Origin of the sequence: Novosphingobium sp. (genome assembly GCF_965228995.1) — a bacterium.
Classification (GTDB): Bacteria; Pseudomonadota; Alphaproteobacteria; order Sphingomonadales; family Sphingomonadaceae; genus Novosphingobium.
On record NZ_OZ245852.1, the window covers coordinates 2,185,573 to 2,209,773 of the forward strand.

At 63.8% G+C, this 24,201-nt stretch carries 24 protein-coding genes; 20 read left to right on the top strand and 4 right to left on the bottom strand.

Going from position 1 to position 24,201, the window contains the following annotated elements:
- The first annotated feature begins 116 nt into the window (after positions 1-116).
- The 7 genes from ACO056_RS10305 to ACO056_RS10335 all read left to right on the top strand — a co-directional run bounded on the left by ACO056_RS10305 (position 117) and on the right by ACO056_RS10335 (position 7,636).
- A complete protein-coding gene (locus ACO056_RS10305; protein WP_421846357.1) occupies positions 117-680 on the top strand; it encodes a sugar dehydrogenase complex small subunit in 564 nt (187 codons plus the stop codon).
- Entirely contained in the window at positions 677-2,329 is a 1,653-nt protein-coding gene (locus ACO056_RS10310) for a GMC family oxidoreductase (RefSeq protein WP_421846359.1), read from the top strand. The genes ACO056_RS10305 and ACO056_RS10310 overlap by 4 nt, the downstream gene beginning before the upstream one ends.
- Positions 2,329-3,699: a c-type cytochrome gene (locus ACO056_RS10315; protein ID WP_421846361.1), complete on the top strand. Its 1,371-nt coding sequence runs from the start codon at positions 2,329-2,331 to the stop codon at positions 3,697-3,699. Before ACO056_RS10310 ends, ACO056_RS10315 begins: the two co-directional genes overlap by 1 nt.
- The gene (locus ACO056_RS10320; protein ID WP_421846363.1) at positions 3,696-5,000 is read left to right on the top strand and encodes a carbohydrate porin; all 1,305 of its coding nucleotides are present in this window, start codon (positions 3,696-3,698) and stop codon (positions 4,998-5,000) included. Before ACO056_RS10315 ends, ACO056_RS10320 begins: the two co-directional genes overlap by 4 nt.
- A 131-nt stretch (positions 5,001-5,131) precedes the next feature.
- On the top strand, positions 5,132-5,731 hold the full coding sequence (gene wrbA / locus ACO056_RS10325) for an NAD(P)H:quinone oxidoreductase (protein WP_421846365.1): 600 nt from the start codon (positions 5,132-5,134) through the stop codon (positions 5,729-5,731).
- Positions 5,731-6,165 (top strand): CopM family metallochaperone, encoded by a 435-nt coding sequence (copM, locus tag ACO056_RS10330; RefSeq protein WP_421846367.1) that lies wholly within the window; start codon positions 5,731-5,733, stop codon positions 6,163-6,165. The genes wrbA and copM overlap by 1 nt, the downstream gene beginning before the upstream one ends.
- Before the next feature lies 1 nt (position 6,166).
- Complete coding sequence (locus ACO056_RS10335; protein ID WP_421846369.1) at positions 6,167-7,636, top strand: YncE family protein; 1,470 nt, start codon at positions 6,167-6,169, stop codon at positions 7,634-7,636.
- A gap of 308 nt (positions 7,637-7,944) precedes the next feature.
- Here the strand turns inward: ACO056_RS10335 and ACO056_RS10340 are convergent, their stop codons facing one another.
- Together ACO056_RS10340 and ACO056_RS10345 are read right to left on the bottom strand one after the other, a co-directional pair.
- The gene (locus ACO056_RS10340; RefSeq protein ID WP_421846371.1) at positions 7,945-8,547 is read right to left on the bottom strand and encodes a response regulator; all 603 of its coding nucleotides are present in this window, start codon (positions 8,545-8,547) and stop codon (positions 7,945-7,947) included.
- 29 nt (positions 8,548-8,576) lie between these two features.
- The gene (locus tag ACO056_RS10345) at positions 8,577-11,612 is read right to left on the bottom strand and encodes a sensor histidine kinase (RefSeq protein WP_421846373.1); all 3,036 of its coding nucleotides are present in this window, start codon (positions 11,610-11,612) and stop codon (positions 8,577-8,579) included.
- Positions 11,613-11,888: 276 nt separating this feature from the next.
- Between ACO056_RS10345 and ACO056_RS10350 the strand changes: the two genes are divergently transcribed.
- The 11 genes from ACO056_RS10350 (at position 11,889) to ACO056_RS10400 (ending at position 20,125) form a co-directional block, all read left to right on the top strand.
- Positions 11,889-12,590, top strand: a complete 702-nt coding sequence (locus ACO056_RS10350) for an alpha/beta hydrolase (protein ID WP_421846375.1) — start codon at positions 11,889-11,891, stop codon at positions 12,588-12,590.
- A gap of 131 nt (positions 12,591-12,721) precedes the next feature.
- Positions 12,722-13,867 carry an alkene reductase gene (locus ACO056_RS10355; protein ID WP_421846377.1) on the top strand — a complete coding sequence of 382 codons (1,146 nt, stop codon included), beginning with the start codon at positions 12,722-12,724 and terminating at the stop codon, positions 13,865-13,867.
- A 1-nt stretch (position 13,868) separates the two neighbouring features.
- Positions 13,869-14,288 carry a hypothetical protein gene (locus ACO056_RS10360; protein ID WP_421846379.1) on the top strand — a complete coding sequence of 140 codons (420 nt, stop codon included), beginning with the start codon at positions 13,869-13,871 and terminating at the stop codon, positions 14,286-14,288.
- Positions 14,285-15,037, top strand: a complete 753-nt coding sequence (locus ACO056_RS10365; protein ID WP_421846381.1) for an SDR family oxidoreductase — start codon at positions 14,285-14,287, stop codon at positions 15,035-15,037. The genes ACO056_RS10360 and ACO056_RS10365 overlap by 4 nt, the downstream gene beginning before the upstream one ends.
- Positions 15,038-15,072: 35 nt before the next feature.
- A complete protein-coding gene (locus ACO056_RS10370) occupies positions 15,073-15,834 on the top strand; it encodes an alpha/beta hydrolase (RefSeq protein WP_421846383.1) in 762 nt (253 codons plus the stop codon).
- 43 nt (positions 15,835-15,877) lie between these two features.
- Positions 15,878-16,279 (top strand): nuclear transport factor 2 family protein, encoded by a 402-nt coding sequence (locus ACO056_RS10375; RefSeq protein ID WP_421846385.1) that lies wholly within the window; start codon positions 15,878-15,880, stop codon positions 16,277-16,279.
- Positions 16,280-16,335: 56 nt separating this feature from the next.
- On the top strand, positions 16,336-16,746 hold the full coding sequence (locus ACO056_RS10380) for a hypothetical protein (protein ID WP_421846387.1): 411 nt from the start codon (positions 16,336-16,338) through the stop codon (positions 16,744-16,746).
- Between the two features lie 28 nt (positions 16,747-16,774).
- Positions 16,775-17,686, top strand: coding sequence for a hypothetical protein (locus ACO056_RS10385; RefSeq protein ID WP_421846389.1), 912 nt, complete (start codon positions 16,775-16,777; stop codon positions 17,684-17,686).
- A 10-nt stretch (positions 17,687-17,696) separates the two neighbouring features.
- The gene (locus tag ACO056_RS10390; RefSeq protein WP_421846391.1) at positions 17,697-18,203 is read left to right on the top strand and encodes an ester cyclase; all 507 of its coding nucleotides are present in this window, start codon (positions 17,697-17,699) and stop codon (positions 18,201-18,203) included.
- 37 nt (positions 18,204-18,240) lie between these two features.
- Entirely contained in the window at positions 18,241-19,443 is a 1,203-nt protein-coding gene (locus ACO056_RS10395) for an MFS transporter (RefSeq protein ID WP_421846393.1), read from the top strand.
- A 91-nt stretch (positions 19,444-19,534) separates the two neighbouring features.
- Positions 19,535-20,125 carry an NADPH-dependent FMN reductase gene (locus tag ACO056_RS10400; protein ID WP_421846395.1) on the top strand — a complete coding sequence of 197 codons (591 nt, stop codon included), beginning with the start codon at positions 19,535-19,537 and terminating at the stop codon, positions 20,123-20,125.
- Positions 20,126-20,139: 14 nt separating this feature from the next.
- Here the strand turns inward: ACO056_RS10400 and ACO056_RS10405 are convergent, their stop codons facing one another.
- The gene (locus ACO056_RS10405; protein WP_421846397.1) at positions 20,140-21,216 is read right to left on the bottom strand and encodes an aldo/keto reductase; all 1,077 of its coding nucleotides are present in this window, start codon (positions 21,214-21,216) and stop codon (positions 20,140-20,142) included.
- 130 nt (positions 21,217-21,346) lie between these two features.
- Between ACO056_RS10405 and ACO056_RS10410 the strand changes: the two genes are divergently transcribed.
- Positions 21,347-21,919, top strand: coding sequence for a TetR/AcrR family transcriptional regulator (locus ACO056_RS10410; RefSeq protein ID WP_421846399.1), 573 nt, complete (start codon positions 21,347-21,349; stop codon positions 21,917-21,919).
- A 66-nt stretch (positions 21,920-21,985) separates the two neighbouring features.
- Here the strand turns inward: ACO056_RS10410 and ACO056_RS10415 are convergent, their stop codons facing one another.
- On the bottom strand, positions 21,986-22,894 hold the full coding sequence (locus ACO056_RS10415) for an AraC family transcriptional regulator (RefSeq protein WP_421846401.1): 909 nt from the start codon (positions 22,892-22,894) through the stop codon (positions 21,986-21,988).
- Between the two features lie 112 nt (positions 22,895-23,006).
- Here ACO056_RS10415 and ACO056_RS10420 point away from each other — a divergent pair, with 112 nt between their 5' ends.
- On the top strand, positions 23,007-24,125 hold the full coding sequence (locus ACO056_RS10420; RefSeq protein ID WP_421846403.1) for a zinc-binding alcohol dehydrogenase family protein: 1,119 nt from the start codon (positions 23,007-23,009) through the stop codon (positions 24,123-24,125).
- The last annotated feature ends 76 nt before the right edge of the window (positions 24,126-24,201 follow it).

Sequence of the window (24,201 nt, forward strand, 5' to 3'; positions counted from 1 at the left end):
GAGTTCATGAATGAAAATGTTAGAATGACTTAATGCTGAAAATCGTGCATTTCTAATAGCTGATCCATCAAAACTCTCGCAGATTCAGCCGATCTCCACTGATTGGGAGCTTGGCAATGACCTTCCTGCATCCGGATCTGCTCCAAACCAAGGTGGCGACGGCTGCGAGCCGCAGAAGCGTGCTGCTGGGCATCGCCGTTGCGCTTTGCGCGGGCGCCTGCAGCGGGCGCGGTCCGCATGGATCTCCAATGGAAAGTGAGCCGCCGCCGGCGCCGCTGTTCCTGAAGCTCTCGCAAGACCTGACCGGCCATGCGGACCTCGATGCGCTGACGGCCGCGAGACTTGCCGAAGCCTTTGAAATCGTCGCCCCCGCAGTGCATGGCCAGTTTGCCGCACTTGCGCGTCTGAAGGGCGATAATCCCGCGGCGCTGCTGGCAGCGGCTCAGGCCAAAGGCCTCGATTCTGCGGTGCTGGCGATTGTCGCTGCGTGGTATACCGGCAGTCTGGGCAAGGAGCCCCACACCCGCACGGTCGCTTACCGCGAGGCGCTGATGCAGCGCCCGGTTGCAGATGCGCTCTATCCGCCGACTTATGCGCTGGGCGGTCCGGGATGGTGGACCGCGCCGCCGCCGCCGGTGGAAGCGGAGCCGGGCGCGGGCAAATCCGGGCGCGCCGCATGAGCGAGCCTGCTGCACCAACGCCGGGCGATGCCGTGGCAGATGTCGTCATCGTCGGATCGGGCGTGGTCGGAGCGCTGATTGCCGAGCAGTTGGCCGCCGCCGGCTGGTCGGTCCTCGTGCTCGAGGCCGGGCCGCGCCTCGCACGTGCCACCGTCGTGGAGAACTGGCGCAATATCGGGTTCGAACGGCGTCTGGGCAACGACTTCCAGGGTCTCTATCCGCAGTCCGCCCACGCGACAGCTCCGCTCTATTATCCGCCGAACGACTATGTCACGCTTTCCGGTCCGGACGGCGCAAGCTACAAGCAGGGTTATATCAAGGCGGTCGGCGGCACGACCTGGCACTGGGCGGCATCATGCTGGCGGCACCTGCCGGTCGATTTCCGGATGGCCTCGACTTACGGTGTCGGCCGCGACTGGCCGATTTCCTACGATGATCTGGAACCCTTTTACATTCGCGCCGAGGAAGCGATGGGGGTGGCCGGGCCGCACGATCCGGCGCTCCAATCGCCGCCCGAGCGCAGCCGGCCCTACCTTGCAGACAGCATCCCCTGGGGGCACGGCGACACGGTGGTGGCCAGCGTGGTCAACCCCCATGGCTACCGCCTCGTACCGATCCCGCAGGCGCGCATGGTGCAGCCGTGGCGAGGGCGCCCGGCCTGTTGCGGCAACAACAATTGCCAGCCGATCTGCCCGATCGGCGCGATGTACAATGCTGTCCACACGGTTGAGGCGGCGGAGCGCAAAGGAGCGCGGTTTCTAGCCGATTCGGTCGTCTATCGGATTGATACCGACGGCAACAACCGCGTCACCGGCGTTCACTGGTACGACCGCGACAATGTCAGTCACCGCGCGCAGGGCAAGGCCTTTGTGCTGGCATGCAATGCTCTTGAAAACGCCCGCCTGCTGCTGATCGCGGCCAATGCGCAGAACCCGCGCGGCATTGCCAATTCCTCCGATCAGGTCGGCCGCAACATGATGGACCATTCCGGGTTCCACTGCACGTTCCTCGCTGACCGTCCGATCTGGCTCGGGCGCGGGCCGGCCCAATCGAGCTGCATGGTTGGACCTCGCGACGGCGCGTTCCGGTCCGCATATTCGGCCAACAAGATCATCCTCAACAACATCAGCCGCCTTGCCGCCGCGACGGATCAGGCGTTGAAACTTGGTCTCGTCGGAGATGCGCTGGATGCCGAGATCCGGCGGCGCGCGGCCTTCGGCTTGGACTTGTCCATCAGTCTCGAGCCGCTTCCGGATCCGGATAACCGGCTCACCCTTTCACCGACGCGGCGCGACGGGCTCGGCTTGCCCTGTCCTGATATCCGCTACGAAGTCGGCAGCTATGCGCGCAAGGGCTACGACAAGGCCTGCGAGCAGCTGCGGCATATCGGTTCGTTGTTCAACGCCGAAGAGTTCGCGATCACCACGACGCTCAATGCCAACAACCACATGATGGGCAGCACCATCATGGGCGCTGACCGGCGCAATTCGGTGGTCGATGGTGATTGCCGCGCCCACGATCATGCCAATCTGTGGCTGCCGGGTGGCGGCGCGATGCCCTCGGCCAGCGTCGTCAACTCGACGCTCAGCATGGCAGCGCTTGGCCTCAAGGCCGCCGACGCCATTGCGCGCGCGCTGGAGCACGCCTGATGCGGACTCTGCTTGCCGCGCTGGCGTTTGCTGTGGGCGGAGCTGCTGCTGCGCCGCCGCCGGGGCATTACTCGCCGGCGGAGATCGCACGCGGGCGTTATCTGGCCATCGCGGGGGACTGCACGGCCTGTCACACCGCACCGGGTCGCCCCGAATTCTCGGGCGGACCGGCAATCGAGTCGCCCGTCGGACCGATTGTGGCGACCAATATCACGCCCTCGCCGCGCTTCGGGATCGGCCGCTATTCGCAGGCGCAATTCGCAGCCGCGCTGCGCCGGGGGATACGCTCCGACGGCGCGCATCTCTATCCCGCCATGCCCTACACCAGCTATGCGCTGCTGAGCGACGAGGATGTCCGCGCGCTCTACGCCTACTTCATGGCCGGGGTGGAGCCGGTCGATCTCGCGGTTCCTGCCACGCAGCTGCCGTTCCCGTTCGGGGTTCGCGCAACCATGGCTACGTGGAACGCCCTGTTCCTGCACGAGCAGCGGTTTGCCGAGGCACCCGGTCGGGGCGCTGTGTGGAACCGGGGCGCTTATCTTACGCAGGCGCTCGGCCATTGCTCGGCCTGCCATACCCCTCGCGGCCTGCTGATGCAGGAAGATGAGGCGCGCGCGCTGGGCGGCGCGCCGTTTGGGCCCTGGTATGCGCCCAATATCACATCGGACACGCGCAGCGGTATCGGTGACTGGAGCAGCGCAGACCTGATCGACTATCTCGGCACCGGTGTTGCACCGGGCAAGGGGCGGGCGGCTGGCGGGATGGCCGAAGTCGTCGAACACAGTCTCAGCCGGATGACTCTGGAAGATCTGCGGGCGATCGCGGTTTATCTCAAGACGGTGCCGCCTGCTCGCGCAGCGGCGCCGGATCGCCCGGTACAGGCCCTTGCAGCGCCGGTGCAGGGCGAGGCCGGATTGCGAGGTGCAACCGACAAGGTCGGCCCAGGCGCGGCGCTCTACAGCGGGCTCTGCGCGAGTTGTCACGGCGAGGGCGGCCGCGGGACGCGGGACAAGGCCTATCCCGATCTGGACCCCGCCGCCCGCGCTGGTGCGGACCGCAAGGCCAATCTGATCGCGGTCATTCTCAACGGCGTTGATCGCACCGTCGGGGGATCGCACGTGCTCATGCCGGCGTTTGGCAGCACCTCCTATGTTCAGGCACTGAGCGATGACGAAGTCGCCGCCGTGGCGAGCTATGTCCGCAGCCGGTTCGGAACCGGGGGCGTGGTGACCGCAGCCGAAGTTGCGACCGCGCGCGCGGGCGGACCGCGCTCCCGGTTGCTGGCACTCTTCTACGCCTTCATGCTGATGCTTCTGCTCGTGCCGATGGGTGCGATTGCCTTCTGGCTTCGCCGCAAGGCCCAGCGGTGAAGTGGCGGGCGCTGCTTGCGACATGCTGCGCGGTGACCAATGCGCCGGCAGCCGCGCAGACTGTGCCGATGCAGGCTCTCGCCGAAACCATTCGGACGGCGCCTGCGCCGGTAACCTCAGTCCCGCAACCGCTCGACAGTGTCGTCCAGACGCCGCTGTTGGCGCATTGGGCGCCGCGTCGCTGGCTGGCGGAGCGCGGCATTGCGCTGACCGGACATTTCATTGCCGAAAGCGCCGTCAATGACCGGGGCTACCGCAGCGATGGCTGGGACTATATCCAGCACCTTGATTTCGGGGCGCAGATCAATCTGTCCAAACTCGGTGTCGGCGATGGCACGGTCCGCATCCTGTTTTCGGACCGGCTGGGGCATCCGCTCCAGGCCGAGCGGACCGGGGCCTATATCCAGAATCAGGCCTACTACGGCCAGGGCAACAATTTTCGGATCGACGAACTCAGCTACGAGCGGCTGCTACTTGACCGGCGGCTCAGCCTGAAAGGCGGCTTCTATTCGATGGGCAACGATTTTGCCGGTCTGCCTTATGTGTGCAATTTCAATAACAACGGCCACTGCGGCCATCCACTTGGTCTGCTCTATGGCAGCGGCTGGGTAGATTCGCCCACAGGGCAATGGGGCGCGCGCGCCAAGTGGAGCGACCGCGCCGGATGGTATGTGGCGGCGGGGGTCTATGATGTCACGCCGCTGCGCAAGACGCAGGAGCATGGCCTTGATCTGGGCTTCCCGCGCACCACGGGCGTAATCGTGCCGATCGAAGTGGGGCTGGTGCGCGGCAAGACCCCCGCCGATTATCCCGGGACTTACAAGTTGGGCATCTATCACGACACCTCGAAAGTTGCCGCGCTCGGCGAAGCGGGACGTCAGGTCCGGGGGCGGAACGGGATGTACGTTGAGGCCGCGCAGCAGATCTGGAAGCCCCGACGAGGACGCGTTCAGGGCCTCTCCCTGTTCGGCGTGGTGACTGTCAACGATCGGCAGACTGGCCTCTTTCGTACAACCTACGAAGCCGGGGCGAGCTGGCGAGGGCTGCTTCCCGGGCGCGGCGACGATATTGCCAGCCTTGGCTGGGTGCGGCTCGATGTGAACTCGCGGGTCCGCGACCAACAGCGCGCGCTGGGCCAAGCCGAGCAGACCAATGAACAGATGATCGAACTGAACTACGGCATCCAGCTCGATCATTCGTTCCTGCTGCGGCCCGGCCTGCAATACGTCATCCACCCGGGCGCCTATGCCAGCCGTCCTGATAGCCTCGTATTCACAGTGCATTTTCAGGCCACGCTGTGACCGCCGGTTTGGAGGGACCGTTTTCGCATCAATTCACCCGGCCTCACGCCAGCTAGCTCGCAGTCTTCCGCCCCGCGCCTACCATCGCGAAGTGTGTTTCCGGCAGGCATCCTCAATTGACGGAGTGAGTCATGAGCAGAATTCTGGTCCTCTACTACTCGGCATACGGTCATATCGAGACCATGGCCCAAGCCGTGGCAGAGGGAGCACGCGCAGCGGGCGCGGTGGTCGATGTGAAGCGCGTGCCCGAACTGGTCCCACCGGAAATCGCCAGGGCGGCGCATTTCAAGCTCGATCAGGCGGCACCTGTCGCAACGATCGAGGAACTTGAAAACTACGACGCGATCATCATCGGCGTCGGGACACGCTTTGGCCGGATGGCTTCGCAAATGGCGAGCTTTCTCGATCAGGCCGGCGGCTTGTGGGCGAGGGGCGCGCTCAACGGCAAAGTCGGCGCGGCGTTCACGTCCAGCGGCTCGCAGCATGGCGGCAACGAAATGACGCTTTTCTCGATCATCACCAACCTGCTGCATTTCGGGATGGTCGTGATCGGCCTGCCTTACAGCCATCAGGGCCAGATGACGCTTGGCGAAATCACAGGCGGCTCGCCCTATGGCGCGACGACGATTGCGGGAGCCGATGGCAGCCGCCAGCCCAGCGAGATCGAGCTTGAGGGCGCAAGGCATCAGGGCGCGCTTGTCGCGCGGGCTGCACAAAAGCTGAGCGCCTGATGCGCAGCATCGAAGGTCACCCGGAACGGAGCAAGGTCATGCGGGGTCAGACAATTGCCGTCGCGGCGGCGTTAATCGCTCTCGTGCTCGTGCTGGGCAAATCCGCAGCATGGGGAGATCCGGTTCCGCGCGATTATGGGCACGATATCGACGCCGCGATGGAGCGCATGCACAAGGACATGATGGCACCGCGCAGCGGGGATGTGGACCGCGATTTCGTGCAGGCAATGGTGCCCCACCATCAGGGTGCCATCGACATGGCAGTGGCTGAACTGCGCTACGGCCGCAATCCGCAACTGAAGCGCATCGCGCAGGAGATCATCATTGATCAGCAGCAGGAAATTGCCGCCATGCGTCTCGCACTGGGCCAGCCACTACCTCCTTCCGCCCCGGCGCCAACCCAGCCGGATGCCAAGGCTCAACGGGGGAACTGAGATGCTGCGCAACACCGTTCTTGCGGCGCTGATCGCCAGTTCGGCGACCCCGCCTGCCTCGGCAGAACCGACCGGTCAGGCTCCCGGCTCATCGTCATCGCCCGCGATACCGATCAGCAACCATGACCGGGTCTATGCCGCCGAGCAATTCTCCAATACCGTTTCGGTGACGGATCCCGCGAGCAATGTCGTGCTTGGCGTGATCCGGCTCGGTGAACCGCAACCTGCCAATTTCAGCCCCCTCTACCGCGGCCAAGTGCTGGTTCACGGCCTGGGCTTCTCGCCCGATCATCGCACTCTGGTGGTCGTCTCGATCGGATCCAACTCGCTGACATTCATCGACACCGCGACTAACACGGTGAAGCACACGACCTATCTTGGGCGCTCACCGCACGAAGCCTTCTTCACGCCGGACAACCGTGAGGTCTGGGTGACGATCCGCGGGGAAGATTACGTCTCCGTGATCGATGCCGCGACCTGGGCGGAGAAGGCCCGGATCAAGGTGCCGGGCGGGCCAGGCATGGCGATCTTCTCGCCCGATGGCCGCTACGGATATGTCTGTTCCTCGTTCAATCCCGAGACGGTCGTGATTGCCGTGGCGGAGCACAGGATTGTCGGCAGGGTTGCCCAGCCCAGCCCGTTCTGTCCCAATATCGCTGCTTCGCCCGATGGCGAACAAGTGTGGTTCACGCTGAAGGACACCGGCAAAGTTGCCGTCTTCGCTGCCAGACCGCCTTTCGCACTGCTCAAGGTTCTCGATACAGGGCCGATCACCAACCATGTCAATTTCGTCGCAGCCACCGATGGAGTGCGGGCTTACGTCACGGTCGGCGGCCGAAATGAAGTGCAGGTGTTCCGCACCAGCGATTTCGCCAAGGTCACGACAATACCGGTCGGCAAGCTGCCGCACGGCATCTGGCCATCTGGAGACGGTTCGCGCGTATATGTCGGGCTCGAAAATGACGACGGGCTAGCCGTTATCGATACCGCGACGAACAAGGTCGTGACCACCTTGGCGATCGGGCAGGCGCCCCAGGCGCTTGTCTATGTACCGGGCGCGGTGCTCGTGGACGATGGTCGCGAAGGCCTGCAACCACTGGGTATAGCCGGACTTTCATGGCATCTCGTGCTCGCGCCCGCTGGCGCACGCGATGGTTCTGTCACCAGTGTCAGCCTGTTCGATCAGGGACTTGTCCAGATCGTACAGGCCGCCGTGACCGGTCTTGAACCAGGGCAGGCTTATTTGCTCGGTCTTGCGGAGCAGCCGGATGGCGGCGGCGCGATTGAAGCGCTCGCGGCATTCACGACCAATCCGGCAGGAGCCGCTATCGTCAATGCAACAGGACCGATCCGGCAGATCGTGCGCGAGCTGGATCCGGGAGGGAGCAAATACCTCGTGATTGCAGAAGGGAAACCTGCGCAAACGGGGCGGGTAGTCCAGATCCAGCGGCCTCAGTTAGCGGCAAAATGAGATGGGGCGGCGCAGCGCATCCGCTTGATGGGATACCATCAGGATGATCGCTCGGGCCTAGGGGAGGGGTAAGCCTCGCCATCTGAAACCAGCGAATTCCTTGCAATGTTTCCGCTCCTTGCCCGCGGTGATGCGCCGCGTGGTGATGATGTTCGCGTCGGATGTTCGGCGTCAGCTGGCAAGCATGACCTCTGGCGAGCGCTAGACCGGAAAGGCGAGGTCGTGATCACCGCTAAAGTCGCGGCAACACCACGTATGGCTGCGTAGTCTGCGAGTTTGCCAAACCGATCCGCCGTTGATTTTCGGGGCTACAATATAATGATTCCGCGTTTCGCGGCTACGGCGACTGCGTGTGTCCGATCGATCACCCGCAGCTTTGACAAGATGCTCTTCATGTGCGTTTTCACAGTTTCTTCCGACAGGTTCAACGCGTGCGCGATACGCTTGTTGGAGTTGCCGCTGGCCGCAAGCTGCAGCACTTCAATTTCGCGCGGGCTGAGCGCATCATCGAGCGCCCCGAGCGCGATTGCCGAGGCAATCTCGGGTTGGAGGTAGCGGCGTCCGAGATGCACGTCGTGGATTGTGCTGATGAGTTCGCGGCGCAGGCTGCTCTTGAGAAGATAGCCGAGGGCGCCAGCCTTGAGCGCGCGCATTGCCTGCACGTCACCGGCATACGTGGTGAGGATTACGATCCGGGCCTCGGGAAACTCCGCAATGATCGCCGTGATGGCCTCGAGCCCGCCCATTTCGGGCATCTGCAAGTCCATGAGTGTGACATCAGGCCTCCAACGCCGATAACCGGCAATAGCCTCGTGGCCATTGCTTGCTTCACCAACCAGAACGATATCCTCCTGCGCATCGAGTACGGCAGCCACGCCTTCGCGCAGCAGGGGATGATCATCGACCACCATGAGTTTGATCTGGCCGGGTGTAGTGGTTGTCATAGGGTGGGCTCGCTGCTGGAAAAGCCCAGCAAGACGCTGGCCCGGCGAAACAGGCCGGAGGAATAGGCTGTTCTTGCAGGCACCGTGACAGTTACCTGGGTGCCTGTCTTGTCCGGCCCCGGTCCGATTTTCAGCCTTGCAGAGATGCGCCGCGCCCGCTCGCGCATGCCGATCATTCCGAAGTGCCGGCGGGTGTCCGCCACCGGTTTATCGGAGCCGATCCCTTTGCCATTGTCGGTCAGAGTGACGATCAGGCGATTCCAGCGGTAGGTGATGGCGATATCGACCACGGTCGCCCCGGCGTGCTGAGCCACGTTGGACAGTGCCTCGCGCAGGATCCAGACAAGCTCCTCGTGCACAGCGCCATCGATAGCGGAGACCGTGCCAATTTCGCGTACGCCAACTGTAGTGCTGGCTGGCAATTCGGCGTGTGCCACGGCAGCGGCCAGCGAGGATCTGAGGTCGTTCGCCAAGGGAACCGAACGAAGCCCGTGGACCCGCTCCCGTCCTTCGACGAGCAGGTCTTCAGCCCGCTCGAGCGCTTTTTCCATCAGGCGTCCCGGCACCTGTTCGCGCGGCAGGCGGTCGGCGATGCCCTGGAAGCGCAAAATCAATCCGTGAACGCCCTGAAGCAGCGTGTCATGCAGTTCGCGGGCGATGCGCTCGCGCTCGATCAGGCGCGTTTCCATCTGTTCGCGCAAGCGGGTGGTGATCCGGTTCAGGCGCAATCGGTAGATGGTCCAGAACAGGAGCAGCACGGCTGCGGCGCAGATCACCTTGAAAGCCGAAGACTGCAGGAATGTCGGAGGCAATCTGAGCCGGACAGTCGCTCCCACTGTGTTCCAGACACCGTCATTGTTCGCTGCTATGACTTTGAAAACGTAATCGCCGGGCGCCAGATTCTGGTAGAACGCGCTGCGGCGCGAACCGGGGTCAATCCAGTATTCGTCGGCCCCAACCAGCTGGTACTTGAAGCGAACGCGCTCCGGAATGGTCAGGCTCAACGCCGTGTAGTCGATCTCCAGGTTTCTGGTGCCGGGGGTAAGCTCGATCGAGACCGGGCTATCAAAGGAATGGCCGTCGGCGATCACCCGCTGAACATCGATGGGTGGCACCGCGCGATTGCGGGCGTAGGCTGCCGGATCAATCCAGACGATGCCGGTCACCGTGGCGAACCATATGCGGCCGTCGCCGCCTACTGCTGCGCCGTTCGCGGCATATTCAAGCTGATTTGCGCCGGTAAGGCCATCCTGCGCATCGAACCATTCGCCATCGATGGTCTGGCCCGGGTGATCGAACGCGGCCTCGAGCCTGCTGGTCGAGACCCGGAAAATGCCCTGCGAAGACTGCAACCACGTTGCGCCTTCCCGGGTTCGGGCGATTCCGGTGACGTGATGCGTCCAGGCGTATGGACCAAGCTGGTCGACCCGGTTGCCGCGAACGCGCGCGAGGCCTGAAACTGTGCCCACCAGAACATCATCCGGGCCGGTCTGCAGCGCGCCTACTCGCTCGCCGGGGATTTGCTTCGCGGGCCATAGGTTGACTGATCTGCCGCCATCGATCTGCAGCAGACCAGTGTTCTCGTAGAATGCCAGCAGGCGCCCCTGGGCGTCGAAATCAAACAGGCTTACATTGCTGTTCTCACCGGCTGGATTGAATGGAATCTTTGTCCATTTGGTCCCGTCGTACCTGCTGAAATCGCCATCGCCGGTCAGGAACCAGACGCCATGCTCGCGGTCGGCGGCGCACTGCTTGTAGTAGTGGGCGTTGACGAGCGGATTTCGCACGATTGCCGCTATGCCATCGTGAATGCGGAAAAGGCCGTTGGTCGCCGCGAGCCAGATATTGCCTTCCGCGTCCTCGCAAAGCGTTTGCGGGTTGTCGATCTGGCGCAGGACCGCGACAGGCGCGCCGCCGGGCGATACCCGATAAAGCGTATCGCTGTCAGCGACATAGACCACGCCGCGATGGTCGCTGATTACGATGTAGCCATAGGGCGAGTACTGCGGGATTGCGGTTTCTCGCACCACACTGGCGGTCCGGAAGCGGTCTAGGCCCAAAGATGTGCCGACCCAGATGTTGTGCTCACGGTCTTCCAGAATCGCGCGCGCGAAATTTGATGAAAGGCCTTCGTTCTGGGTGAACGCTTCCGCTTCGAAGGCGCGCGCGCCAGTTGCCGAATAAGCCGGCGGACGGATGCGGAAGACGCCGCTGGAATGCGCGAGGCCCCATAATCCTCCGTCGCTGTCGAATGTCAGCCAACGGAGTTCGTTCTTCTGATCCGTGAACGCCATGTCACGGGCGGGGTTTGCCGCCACCTCTGGCGGGGTGAACAGAGCTCTCAGTCCCTTCAGATGGTCGACTGACCAGATGCGCCCTTCGCCATCCTCAACGATGTCGCTTAAACCCGGCGATCCGGGCGATACGGTCCTGAATTGACTTTCGCCCTCGCGGAGCACCTGAACGCCGGTATCCGCAACGATCCACAAGGCGCCGTCTCGCGCGGCCCGCATTGCCTTGATCGATGCATTTGCCGGAATGCCGTTGCGGATGCCAAAGGGGCGCCATGTGCCATTGACATAGTGCGCCAGTTGCACGTCGGTCCCGGCAGCGAGCATCCAGATCCCGCCTGAACGATCCTCGGCGAGTTGGCGCACCCTCTTGTTGCCGAAAACCGGTGTTCTGTCGAACTGGCGGCCAAGGTGCAGCAGCAGGACGTGCCCGTTTTGCAGGCCTGCCCAAATATCACCCCGATGGGTCCCGACGAGGGCAGTGACTGCTTCTTCGACACTGCTCGTGGGCACGTGCTGGAACGTGATCCCGTCGAAGCGATAAAGTCCCCCGCCCGAACCGATCCACAAGTAACCATCGGCCGATTGCGCTAGCGCTCTGATGTTGTCCGGAGCCCCATCGTCGGTCGTCCAGCGCGTGTGCTTCAGCTGAAGCAGGTTCCGGTTCAGAGGCAACGCTTGTGCAGTGCTCACCGCGAGGAGCAGTGCCAGCAAAGGTAGGTGGGCAGTGATCCGAACCACCAGGTTCTCCTCGCCCCGGGAAGAAAATTGCGGCGTGTCACAACCTTACGCTAATCGGGGTGCATCCGTAAGCGCCCCTATGAAGCGATGCGCCACTCCCTCGATGGAGGGATGCCGGACCAGACAGTGATCGTTTTGCCAAATTTTCGGGGCAGCTGCGACTGGCACAGGTTCTCCAAATGGGCAGGTTTCCATCCCTCGATATGGGCTGTCCCGCCAGTCTCGATCGCGTGACAACGGCTGCAGAAACAGTCCGTCAGATCGCTGTCGGACTTGATGATGGGAACGACCACAATGGCACGGGAATCAACGATACTGCTGGTGCACGGCGCTTGGGCCAATGCCTCGGCCTGGCAAAAGGTGCTTCCGCTTCTGGCTGAAGCGGGGACCACACCGATTGCCATCGCCTTGCCGCTCACCTCGCTCGAGGCTGATACGGCAACATTGGCTCGTGCCATCGCGCTGGTCGAAGGGCCGGTCTTGCTGGTCGGTCATTCCTATGGCGGCGCGGTGATCACGCAGGGCGGACACGACCCCAAAGTTACGGGTCTCGTCTACATCAACGGCTTCGCCCCGGATGAGGGCGAGTCTGCTGGATCGCTCGGAGCCGGCGGCCCGCCCACCAGCCTGCCGGACAACCTGCTTCCCGACGCGGAGGGTTTCCTCAAACTCACGATGAAGGGTGTCGCGGAATCCTTTGCTCAGGACCTGACCCCTGCCGAACAAGCCCTGATTTTCGCCACGCAAGGCCCCGCATCGGGCCCTCACGCGCTCGGCGCGGAAATCACGTCGCCGGCGTGGAAGGTAAAGCCCAGCTGGTATCTGCGCGGCACCAATGACCATGCCATCCACCCCGAACTTCAGGCCATGATGGCCAAACGGATGGACGCGAAGACGGTCGACACTGACAGCAGCCACGTCCCGATGCTGTCCCAGCCCCGCAAGGTGGTCGACCTTCTCCTCCAGGCGGTCGGCTAGCCCTCCCGGCCTTCCGCCCGTCCCGGCGGGTCGGCTCTGCCCTCGGCCGACCCGCCACCCCCACTCACTCCTCACCAGCCACCGGCAGTCGCCGGCGGCGATGCCCCCTGCTGGCCGAAAGGAGCACGACGATGGCCCACATTGCAAATGCCCCGATCGACAACCTGATCGACGCTTTGTTTGCCCCGCTGACCCTGGGCGCGATGGTGCTGCCGAACCGGATCATCATGCCTGCGTTGACCCGCATGCGGGCCTCCGCAGATGGCGTACCCCTGCCGATCAGCGCCACGTATTATGGCCAGCGCGCGTCAGCCGGACTGATCATCACGGAAGCCACCGCGATCAGCGTGCAGGGCCGCGGCTATCCCCAGATGCCGGGCATCTACAGCGCCGAACAGATCGCCGGGTGGCGCGATGTGACCGCTGCTGTCCATGCCCGTGGCGGGCGGATCACGCTGCAGATCGTTCATCACGGGCGCTGGTCGCACTCGCTCTACAATCCCGATGGCAGCCTGCCGGTGGCACCCTCGGCAATCGCCGCACCGGGCATCATATACGCACCGGACTTCACGCAGGTCGCCTTCGAGACGCCGCGTGCGCTCGATAGCGCTGAGCTGCCGGAGCTGGTCGAAACATTCCGTCAGGCGGCTCGCAATGCGATGACCGCCGGGTTCGACGCGGTCGAGATTCACGGCGCAAACGGCTTCTTGCTCGACCAGTTCCTGCAGGACGGCAGCAATCATCGCACCGATGCCTATGGCGGCTCGATCGAAAACCGCGCGCGCCTGCTGCTGGAGGTGGTCGATGGCATCGCCAGCGATATCGGACTCGGGCGCACCGCCGTTCGCCTCTCGCCCCATGGCAACCTTGGCGGCCTGACCGACAGCGCGCCCGGGCCCCATTTCGGCTTTGTGATCGAGGCGCTGAGCCGCCGCAAATTGGCGTGGCTGCATCTGATCGAGCCGCGTGCGTCGTCTGCTGGCATTGCCGATGATGCCAGTATCGACAGCGCCAATAACGCCCGGCTGTTCCGCCATCTGTTCGAAGGCCCGGTCATTACCGCGGGCGGCTATCAGGCGGAGAGCGGCGCAGCAGCTGTCTCGTCGGGCCTTGCCGATGCCGTTGCATTTGGCCGGATGTTCATTGCAAATCCGGACTTGCCCCACCGCATCCGCATCGGTGCCCCGCTCAACAGGTTCGATCGCGCAACCGCCTATGGCGGCAGCGCCCAGGGTTACACCGACTATCCGGCTCTCGCAGCAGGCGGAGGGCGATAGGATGTCGCAGCATTCCGCAACGCCGGGCCGGGATTGGCTCGATATCGTGACAAGTGCGGACCTGGCCGCATTCGCATCAGCGTTTTCGCATGACCCGCAGCTCAGCGCCTCGGTCTTGCCGGAAGCGATTTTCGGCGTTGCCCATATTCGCGCTTTTTTCGAGGCGACCCGCGCGATGTATGGCCGGATTGCCTTCATCCGCGAAACTCGCGCCAGAAATCAGTGCTTTCTCGAATGGGAAGGCAGTTTCCGCGGCATGCCGGTCGAGGGCGTGACGGTCCTCGATCACGACGCAGCCAGCCTCATTTCACGCGTCCGCCTCTTCCACCTTCCCAGCATGCAAGTCGCCGCGTTTGCCGGCGAACTTGCCCAACGCCTCACCTCGCCCCCCGAAACGACAGGACTGTCACCATGCGCATGACCGGCAACACCATCTTCATCACTGGCGGAGGCTCCGGCATCGGCCGCCGTCTGGCAGAAGAGTTCCACAAGCTGGGCAATACCGTCATCATCTCCGGCCGTCGGCTCGACCGCCTGAAGGAAACGACGGACGCGAACCCCGGCATTGTGGCGGTCGAACTCGATGTGACTGATCCGGCGAGCATCGCCCGCGTCACTGCCGATCTGACCGTGCGCTACCCGGCGCTGAATGTGCTGATCAACAACGCCGGCATCATGCTTGTTGATGACATTGCTGGCGGCCTCGATGAAGAGCTGCTGGTCTCGACCATTGCGACCAATCTCGGCGGTCCGATCCGCATGTCCGCCGCTCTGGCAGGCCAATTGAAGGCGCAAGAGAACGCGGTCATCGTCAATGTCACCTCGATCCTCGGCTTCGTGCCGCTGGTGCCCACCGCGATCTATTCGGCGACCAAGGCGGCGCTGCACTCCTATACCCTCTCGCAGCGCTATGCACTGCGGTCCTCCGGCATTCAGGTCGTGGAATTGGCCCCGCCTTGGGTCCGCACCGAGCTGCTCAACAGCATGGAGGAGGAGCGGGCGATGCCGCTCGAACCCTTCATCGAGGAGACCATGGCCCAGTTCGCCGCAGGGGCGGACGAGATCCTGGTGGGCGGCGCACCGGCCATGCGCGCGAACCCCGGCCCGGACGAAGGCGCCTTCGTCACCGCCTTCAACGACCTCGTCGCCAGCGGCCCGCCGCTCGGCTGAACGTCGAATTTCAAATACTTCCTCAGGAGACCAAGATGACAAAGCTCTCAAGCCTCATGACCAGCGCGCTCTCGCTCGCTGCGTTCCTCGCCACTCCTGCCTTGGCCGCGCCTGCCGGTGCGATCAAGAATATCGTGCTGGTCCATGGCGCATTCGTTGATGGGTCGGGCTGGAAGGCGGTTTCGGATATTCTGACGGCTGACGGATATGCGGTCACGATCGTTCAGCCGCCGGAGACCTCGCTCGACGACGATATCGCCGCCACCAACCGCATGATCGACCGTCAGGATGGCCCGGTCGTCCTCGTCGGGCACAGCTATGGCGGCGCGATCATCACCGGAGCGGGCAACAATGCGAAGGTCAAAGTGCTTGTCTATGTTGCGGCGTTCCAGCCCGATGTCGGGGAAAGCGCTCGTTCGCTTGGCCTGAAAACGCCGCCCGCCTCCAACGGCGTTGCGCCCTCGCCGGATGGCTTTCTCTTCATCGACCCGGCCAAGTTCGCGGATGACTTTGCCGCTGACCTGCCCGCAGACGTCACCGATCTGATGGCGCGCTCGCAAGTGCCGATGTCGCTCAAGTCTGCCACCGGGGTGGCGACCGCGCCCGCATGGAAGACCAAGCCCAGCTACGCCATCGTCGCGACGCAGGACCGCGCGATCAATCCGGACCTCGAGCGCTTCATGTACAAGCGCGCAGGCTCGATCACGACCGAGATCGTCGGCAGCCATGCGGTCTACATGTCGCAGCCCAAGGCCGTTGCAGCGGTCATCGAGCAGGCCGCGACTGCCCGCCGCTAACCCGGAAAGATCGCCGCGACACCCCGGCGGAAGAGGAACCAACATGCCCTCATTCACCCCTGAACAGAACAAGGCGATTGTTCTTGAGGCTTTCGACACGCTGTTCAATCGCAAGGATCTGGCAGGAGCCGCCCGCTTCTGGTCGCCAGATTACATCCAGCACAGCGCCCACGTTGCGGCAGGCCGTGAAGGTCTGTTCGCCCGGGTCGCCGCCGCACGGCCCGAGATGCGCTACGAACATCAGCTTGCAGTGGCCGAAGGCGACTATGTCCTGCTGCACGGACGTTTCAGCAATATCGAGCAGCCGGCCGCGTGGGTGGTGGTCGATATCTGCCGGCTGAAGGACGGCATTCTGGTCGAGCATTGGGACGTCATCCAGGACGAGGTTGGCGAGGCCCAATCGGCAGGCGGCCATCCGATGTTCGGAACCGTGTTCCCCTCCTGACCTCCTCTCTCGATGCGGCGATCCGCTGAGATTCCGCATGCGCAAAGGATCTACCCATGACGAACATCACCGACGAAACGGAACGCGCCAAGGCCATTGTGAGGTCGTTCTACGATGGCGGAGCGCGCGGCTGCATCACGGATTTCGCCGATCAGCTCGATGCGGCATTCGAACTGTTTGTCCCTGCCTATCTGCCGTGGGGCGGACAGTTCGACAAGGCAGGCTACGTCACTCTGCTGCCCGGCGTTGCCAAGGTGCTCGATTTTGCCCGGCTCGACTACCTGAGCTTCACCGGCGAAGGCGGCCATATTGTCGCGCTGATCGAGATCGGGGTGCAGGGCACCGACCAGACGATCATCATCTCCGAACACTGGGACATCGCACACGGCAAAGCCGTCCGCCTGCGCGTTGCCTACTTCGACCCGAAAATCCTGCTCGATCAGATCGCATCGCAGCCAAACGGCTGAGCATCGCACCAACTTCAAGGATCAAGTTATGTCGACAATCGACTATTCCGTGCGCGACGAACGCGTCCGCCGCAATGTCTACGCCTCGGTGCGCCGGCGCGACGGACTGCCGCACCACCTGTTTGCCAACTACTGGCGCGATGTGCATGCCACGCTGTGTTCGCGCCTTCCGGGGCTGGATTTCTATGTCCAGCAGCACTTCGATCGGAACCACACCGCCAACCTCTGGCCCATGGCAGATGGCCTGCGCAGGATCACTGCTATCCTCGATGGCTCAGCCGAACTGGGCTTCGCTTCGAGCGAGGGGCAGCAAAGTTTTGGCGAGGCCAGCACCGTACTCTACGCCGACGAGCGCAACCTGTTCAGCGAGGCGATTGCCTATTTCCTGCCGACCGGCTCGCTGACGATGGTCGACCGCGAGGAGGATGGCATCCGCAACGGTCCCGACCGGCTCCACCGGGTCCATGTCTACATGAACCGCAAGCCAGGCACCGATGCCGATCGGTGGCTCGAAGATACGAGCGCCAGCCTGTCCGCCAATCCCGCGGTCCAGAAATGGAAGCTGCATCTGCCCATTCCCTACGACAACGCCAATCCGGCGCCGCCGTCGCCCGATGTGGGCCACCATATCGAAGATGACCGCCTGAATCTGGCTGTGGCTGAAGTCGCATTCGAAAACGCCCGCGTGGCCGCCGAGTTCTTTGCCGATAGCGGCGCGCAGAAGATGCTGCGTGAGCAGCCGCGCCACCTCGACGCGATCGGTGCCTATCGCGTCACCGGGTTCTACACTTTCGTTCGCGGAGGGATCCCGACGACCGCAGGGCTGCGCGGCAGCAGGCCCGCCGAACTGATCGATCTGGTTGGGGCCGCGAACCAACTGGCGCCCGACATCGTCGCCCGCTTTGCACCGATCCACCACCACACCCCGCTCTCAGACTGAGGACAGCATCATGACCCGCAGAACAGCTGCCGCATTTGCCCTGACCTTTGCCGCCGTTTGCCTCACCGCAAATACGGCCAGCGCCAAGCCGACTCCGTCGCTTACGCCGCAGCAGGCCCGCGCCATCGTCGCCCCGCTTTATGAAGCGCTTAACGAACCGGCGAAGAAGGACGTCGTCGCCTTGCTCGCCCGCGCCACCAACGCGGATTACAAGTCCTGCTCAACCAACCAGGACTGCCTGAACCGCACCGAGCTTGCCGGCCAGTTCAAGTTCTTCGGCGGGGTCATCCCCGATCTCCACTGGCGCATCGTCGATCTCTGGACTTCGGGAAACCGCATCGTGGTGCGCGGAGAAGCGACAGGCACGCCAGTCGCGCCGCTGTTCGGCACACCGGCCACTGGTCGTTCGTTCCGGACAATCTCGATCGACATGTTCACGGTCAAGGGCGGCAAGCTTTCGACTGCCTATCATGTCGAGAACTGGGAAGCGGCCGTGGCGCAGGTCAAGGGGCCTTAAGGTGGGGCGGCCCGCCAAGCCCCGCCCTGCGTCCGGCTTGACCGGCCTTGCGGATGCAGGAGAGCGCGCGCCGCTCCATCATGCCGCACTCTATGCGCTAGCGCTTGGCACATTCGCAGTCGGCACCGAAGGCTTTATGATCGCCGCTCTGCTGCCGATGATTTCGCGCTCGATCGCGGTCAGCATTGCGGCTGCGGGGCAGCTCGTGACGGTCTTCGCGCTCGTCTATGCCGTGAGTTCGCCGCTGCTCACTGCACTTACCGCTGCGATGCCGCGCCGCCAGTTGCTGATGATCTCGCTGGGCGCATTTGCTGCGTCCAATATCGCCGCAGCGCTCGCGCCCGGGTATTGGCCGCTGGCTGGAGCGCGTGTGCTTCTGGCGCTGACGGCGGGGCTCTACGTGCCGAATGCCAATGCTCTCGCAGGCGCGCTCGCAGCTCCCCATCATCGCGGACGCGCCCTCGCCATCGTCAATGGCGGGATAACCGTCGCCATCGCGATCGGCGTCCCGCTGGGCGCAATCGTCGGCGCGCAGTTTGGCTGGAGGGCGACATTCATGGGTGTTGCGTTGCTATCGGTCGCTGCGCTGGTCGTACTGGCAGTCCTGCTGCCGCGCGATTTCGGGGCGAGTCCGCCAGCTGGGCTGCGCGAGCGCCTTGCCGTGATCGCCGCGCCGGGGGCGTTCCCGGTCTTGCTCACCACGACGCTCTGGGCCGTCGCGGCCTATACGGTCTACACCTATATTTCCCCTTATTTGTCCGCCGCCGCGAACCTCGCTTCAGGCCAGATCGGCCTTGTCCTGATGGTTTACGGCATTTCGGCGCTGGCCGGGGTGACGCTTGGCGGCATTGGTGTCGACCGGGTCGGCTCCCGCAAGGTTCAGGCCATCGCCTTGCCGGTGATGGCTCTGGCCTTTTTCGGGCTGACCGCGATCGGCGTGCTGCGAGGGCCTGGTGCGATATCGGCGATTGTCGGGGCGGTGGTGGTCTGGGGCGTCAGCGCGTGGAGCTTTTTCCCGGCGCAGCAGAACCGGCTGATCGGTGTCGTGGGCCTGGCCAACACGCCGGTGATCCTCTCGCTCAATGCCTCCTTCATGTACTTCGGTTTTGCCCTCGGCGCCGTGCTGGGCTCTCTCGTCATCAGCACTGTCGGCGTCGTCTGGATCGGCCTTGCCGGAGCGCTTTCGCTAGGCGGGGCGATGGCGATGTCGCGCTTCGCGTGGGGGCGAGAGGCCGGTTAGCGCCGAGGCGAGGCGAACAACAAGGTGGAGCCCTCCGGTCAGGATTGACGCCAGGCGACGCTGCGATCACGATATTCGTGGGAGACAGACAATGGCCGATCGCATTCTGGTTTTCTACGGCTCTTATCGCAGCGACCGGCAAGGCATCCGCCTCGCGCAGTATCTGGTGCGCGCTTTGCAGGCGCGCGGCGCTGAGGCCGAGCTGATCGACGCGAAGGCGGTGGGGCTGCCGATCCTCGATCGCATGTACAAGGAATATCCGAAAGGCGAGGCGCCTGCCAATCTCGAGCAGCTTGCAGGGAAGATCCGCGGGGCGGACGGGTTCGTGTTTGTCACTGGCGAATACAATTGGGGGATCCAGCCGGGCCTCAAGAACCTCACCGATCATTTCCTCGAGGAATGGTTCTGGAGGCCGGCGGCGATCGCAAGCTATTCAGCCGGGCGACTGGCGGGTGCGCGTGCCGCAACCGCATGGCACGGGACGCTTTCGGAAATGGGCATGGTGGTGATATCGAGCACGATCGCGGTCGGCGGTATCGGCCATGCGCTCGATGCCGAAGCCAATCCAACCGGAGAGAGCGGCGCGTCGCTCGAACACGCCTTCCCCCGGTTCGCCGATGATCTCGCCTGGTGGGTGGAGGCTGCCCGCAGCCAGCGCGCGAAGGCCGCGCCGCCCTACTGATAGGGGTGGGGGCGTTATTCACCCCAGCCTGCAACGTGGTGCCCGCCAAAGACCATGCGGCGAATGGACGGCTGCGCCAATGAGGCGCTGAACCCCGGAACCGGCGCGCTGGCAGTGTCGAGCCGCTGCAGCTGTTCGCCGCTCATGCGTATCTCCGTCGCGGCAATATTGCTTTCCAGTTGCGATAGCTTGCTCGCGCCGATCAGTGTGGACGCTACACCGGGGCGGGCCATTGCCCATGCCAGTGCGACCTGCGCCGGTGGGCGGCCCAGTTCGGCGGCGACCGTTTTCAGGGCACCGAGAATATCCCAATTGCGATCGACGAACTTGCTATTGCCGAAGGGGTTTGCGCCGCTCAAGCGGCCAAGGTTGGCGGTCTTTCCGCGTTCATATTTTCCGGTCAGGAAACCACCGGCAAGCGGGCTCCACGGCATGATTCCCATCGCGCCTTCGCGGGCGACCGGAAAGTGTTCGGCCTCCACGTCACGCGCGACGAGCGAATATTCGAGCTGCATGGCAATCGGCCCGGGAACGCCGCGTTCGCTGGCGATTGTGGCCGCTTTCATCGCCAGCCAGGCAGGCATGTCAGACAAGCCGTAATAGCGGATCTTGCCGGCACGGACGAGATCGCCGAGCGTCCGGACAATCTCCTCCACCGGCGTCACGCCGTCCCAGATATGCATCCAGTAGAGATCGACGTAGTCGGTGCGGAGACGCTTGAGCGAAGCTTCGAGCGCGCGGTGGATATTCTTCGCACCTGCACCGCCGGCATTGGGATTGCCGCCGCCCGCCTGTGCTGAGACCAGCGGACTTGCCGAGCCGTTGAAGCCGAACTTGGTCGCCAGCACGATCTCGTCGCGGCTTCCGGTTTCCGCGATGAATTGGCCCACCAGCGTCTCGCTCTCGCCGCCGGAGTAGATATCGGCTGTGTCGATGAAATTGCCCCCGGCAGCGCGATACGCGGCAAAGATTGCGCGGGATGTTGCTTCGTCTGCACCCCATTCGCCCGGGCCGAAGGTCATCGTCCCCAGCGCAAGAGGGCTGACCACGAGGCCGGAGCGGCCAAGCGTGCGGAAATCGGTGAGGGACATGAGATTGCTTTCCTAGCGTTCGATACGAAAGTCATGTTAGGACCCGTCGGGCAAGTCAATCTAATTCAGAGTGATCACTATGAAAGGTGCCGAAGTTCCGATCACCCGAAGCCGCAAGACCGGTCGGCCCTTGTCGTTCGACCGCGATGCGGCGCTTGAGCAAGCGATGCTGACGTTCTGGCGGCATGGCTATGAGACGACCTCGATCGTCGATCTCACGACGGCGATGGGGGTGACAGCGCCCAGCCTCTACACGGCCTTCGGGGACAAGAAGCGCTTGTTTCTCGAAGCGATGCGCCTTTACGCAGGCGACCCCGATGCCATGGCCCGCGATATTCGCGAGGCGCCGAGCGCGTATGAGGCCGCGAATGCGCTTCTGACCAAGGCTGCGGTCGGATACACGGGAGATAAGACGCCCCGGGGATGTCTACTCGCAAGCGCGGCGGCGACAGGTTCGGCCGCAGCCTGCGATGTTCAAGCCGCGGTGGCGGATATTCGCAGGTTCATCGCTGCCTGCCTTGAGGCACGGATCAAAGCCGACGTAGCGAACGGCTTGCAGCCCTCCACCACGGACACTGCGGCGCTCGCAGGTCTCGTCATGGCGGTTACGCAGGGTATGTCTGTGCTGGCGCGTGATGGCACTTCGCGCGCGGCCCTGCTCGCGATTGTCGACGCCACAATGTCCGCATGGCCGAAGCCGTGATGGCGCAGTAGATGCGTTAATGGCCTGAATTTGGCCCAGCGCTGGCTGCTGCAAAAGATCGTCGCCTCAAGCCGCCTGCCTGAGCTGCTGGACATAACGCACCGGTGACTTGCCGATCACGCGCTTGAATGCGGCACCAAAAGCGCTTTCCGATCCGTAGCCGAATTCCGCGGCTATGCCGGCGATCGGGGCCGGGTCCTGGCGGAGGCGGTCTGCGGCCAGAAGCATTCGCCAGCGCGTCAGATAGTCGATCGGCGTTTCACCCACCACCGAGCGAAAGCGTTCGGCAAAGCTGGTGCGCGACATGCCCGCAACGGCGGCCAGCATGGCCAGCGTCCAGCGGCGCCCGGGCTCGGCATGGAGCGCTGCCAGTGCAGGGCGGAGGCGCGGATCGCCCAGTGCATAAAGCCAGCCGACTCCGCGCTGGTCCGGCGAAGCGAGGTGGAGGCGCAGGGCCTCGATCAGCAGGGTTTGCGCCAGATGCTGGGCGATCAGATCACCACCGGGTTGCGGACTGCGCAATTCGCGCATCAGCCGGGTGATCGGCCATTGCAAGTCGTCGGCTCCGCTGCCGGCTCGCAAATGGATCACCGGGGGTAGCGCTGCCAGCATCCGTTCTGCTTGCCCCCCGGCAAATTTGAAGAACCCGCCCAGACCGCGCACCTCGCCGCCGCCGCCCACTACGGCGGTTTCTCCCGGCGGCGTCGCTCCGAACAGCGCAATTGCATCGACCGCGGGGACGCGGGCCGTCTGCAGGGAAAACCGCTCCGCCCCGGAAACAAGGGCCAGGTCGCCTGCCTCAAGCCTGATCGCCGCGTGCTCGCACTGCAGCCAGCATGCGCCGCTTTGCAGGGCATAGCATTTGAGCCCGGGTGCCGGAGGAAAAGCGATTGCCCAGGGGCCGGCCGCATCCAGCCCGCGCAGGCCATAGCTGCTCGGCTGGAGCAGCCGCAAAATGTCCGACATCGGGTCCATCGGCGAAAGTCCGTACGATTGCGATAGAAAACTGCACCTTCAAGCATGGATCGTACGGATTTGCCAGCATATTTGGGATAAGTGCTGATCATCCCGAAGGACGCCCCTTATCATGACGTTTGAAAATCCCGCTCTGTACCTGCCCTGCAAGCGCGGCACCTTCACTCTGGGCGACGCGCCGATGCCGGTGCCGGGCGAACGGCAGGTCGTGGTCCGCGCCCGCGCGGTAGCGGTCAATCCGTTCGAGCGCCTTATCCGTACTGTGGGCGATATCATCACGCCGTGGATCGATTACCCTGCCGTCCTTGGATCGGATGTCGCGGGCGATGTCGTGGCGGTTGGCCCGGGCGTGACGCGGTTTCAGGTTGGGGACCGCGTGTTTGGCTATGCCTGTGGCAGTGAAAAGGGGCGCGGTGCCTCCGAAGGCGCGTTCCAGACCCATGTTCTGCTGAACGCGCACGTGATTGCACCGATCCCTGAGGCAATGGCCTACGAGGCGGCGGCGGGACTGCCTCTGGCCATTACGACAGCAGCTGCGGCCCTGTTTCAGCAAGATTTCCTTGCGCTTTCCTCACCCGGTCCGGCGATTATGCCGCAAAGGCAAACGCTGCTGGTGTGGGGCGGTTCGACGAGCGTCGGGTACCAGGCGATCCAACTGGCCCTTGCGGCGGGGTATGATGTGGTCACCACAGCATCGCCGACCAACCATGCCCTGTTGCGTGGGCTAGGCGCGCGCGCGGTGTTCGATCGTCGCGATCCCGGCTGTGTGGCCGCAGTGATCGAGGCCATGCGAGACCGGCAGACGTGCGGCGCGGTGGCTATCGGCATTGGCTCCACCCGCGCGTGTATCGACGTACTGGCCGCCTGCACCGGCAACCGCTTTGTCGCCGTGGCGACACCTCCGGTTTCGCTAGACGGCATCCCGGCCGGGCCCGGGCGCTGGCGCACCCTCTTTCCTGCGCTGGCAAGCATGGGCCTTGTCAACGCAGGTCTTGCCGTGCGGGCGCGGGTCAAGGGCGTGCGGACCAAGTTCATCTGGGGCGGAGCGCCGGTCAACAACGCGGTGGGGCCGATGATCTTCGAACACTATCTGCCGGCGGCGCTTGCCGAAGGGCGCCATGCTGCCGCACCCCGGGTCGAGGTGGTCGGCGAGGACCTGACTGCCATACCACTGGCGCTGGAACGGCAGCGGCAGGGGGTTTCGGCCACCAAGCTGGTGGTGCGCATCTGAACGCTCAAGCGTCGATATAAGCAGCAAGTTCTTCGGGACTGCCGGTGGGAAACGCCGCCTGCAGGAAATCGGGAAA

What these genes read in the sequence shown, in the direction of transcription:
- ACO056_RS10350 (WP_421846375.1), top strand. Translation starts at nt 11,889, where the DNA reads ATGATGGGAACGACCACAATGGCACGGGAATCAACGATACTGCTGGTG.
- ACO056_RS10315 (WP_421846361.1), top strand. Translation starts at nt 2,329, where the DNA reads ATGCGGACTCTGCTTGCCGCGCTGGCGTTTGCTGTGGGCGGAGCTGCT.
- ACO056_RS10385 (WP_421846389.1), top strand. Translation starts at nt 16,775, where the DNA reads ATGTCGACAATCGACTATTCCGTGCGCGACGAACGCGTCCGCCGCAAT.
- ACO056_RS10370 (WP_421846383.1), top strand. Translation starts at nt 15,073, where the DNA reads ATGACAAAGCTCTCAAGCCTCATGACCAGCGCGCTCTCGCTCGCTGCG.
- ACO056_RS10375 (WP_421846385.1), top strand. Translation starts at nt 15,878, where the DNA reads ATGCCCTCATTCACCCCTGAACAGAACAAGGCGATTGTTCTTGAGGCT.
- ACO056_RS10420 (WP_421846403.1), top strand. Translation starts at nt 23,007, where the DNA reads ATGACGTTTGAAAATCCCGCTCTGTACCTGCCCTGCAAGCGCGGCACC.
- ACO056_RS10390 (WP_421846391.1), top strand. Translation starts at nt 17,697, where the DNA reads ATGACCCGCAGAACAGCTGCCGCATTTGCCCTGACCTTTGCCGCCGTT.
- ACO056_RS10400 (WP_421846395.1), top strand. Translation starts at nt 19,535, where the DNA reads ATGGCCGATCGCATTCTGGTTTTCTACGGCTCTTATCGCAGCGACCGG.
- ACO056_RS10380 (WP_421846387.1), top strand. Translation starts at nt 16,336, where the DNA reads ATGACGAACATCACCGACGAAACGGAACGCGCCAAGGCCATTGTGAGG.
- ACO056_RS10415 (WP_421846401.1), bottom strand. Translation starts at nt 22,894, where the DNA reads ATGGACCCGATGTCGGACATTTTGCGGCTGCTCCAGCCGAGCAGCTAT.
- ACO056_RS10305 (WP_421846357.1), top strand. Translation starts at nt 117, where the DNA reads ATGACCTTCCTGCATCCGGATCTGCTCCAAACCAAGGTGGCGACGGCT.
- ACO056_RS10365 (WP_421846381.1), top strand. Translation starts at nt 14,285, where the DNA reads ATGACCGGCAACACCATCTTCATCACTGGCGGAGGCTCCGGCATCGGC.
- wrbA (WP_421846365.1), top strand. Translation starts at nt 5,132, where the DNA reads ATGAGCAGAATTCTGGTCCTCTACTACTCGGCATACGGTCATATCGAG.
- ACO056_RS10405 (WP_421846397.1), bottom strand. Translation starts at nt 21,216, where the DNA reads ATGTCCCTCACCGATTTCCGCACGCTTGGCCGCTCCGGCCTCGTGGTC.
- ACO056_RS10310 (WP_421846359.1), top strand. Translation starts at nt 677, where the DNA reads ATGAGCGAGCCTGCTGCACCAACGCCGGGCGATGCCGTGGCAGATGTC.
- ACO056_RS10355 (WP_421846377.1), top strand. Translation starts at nt 12,722, where the DNA reads ATGGCCCACATTGCAAATGCCCCGATCGACAACCTGATCGACGCTTTG.
- ACO056_RS10360 (WP_421846379.1), top strand. Translation starts at nt 13,869, where the DNA reads ATGTCGCAGCATTCCGCAACGCCGGGCCGGGATTGGCTCGATATCGTG.
- ACO056_RS10340 (WP_421846371.1), bottom strand. Translation starts at nt 8,547, where the DNA reads ATGGTGGTCGATGATCATCCCCTGCTGCGCGAAGGCGTGGCTGCCGTA.
- ACO056_RS10335 (WP_421846369.1), top strand. Translation starts at nt 6,167, where the DNA reads ATGCTGCGCAACACCGTTCTTGCGGCGCTGATCGCCAGTTCGGCGACC.
- copM (WP_421846367.1), top strand. Translation starts at nt 5,731, where the DNA reads ATGCGCAGCATCGAAGGTCACCCGGAACGGAGCAAGGTCATGCGGGGT.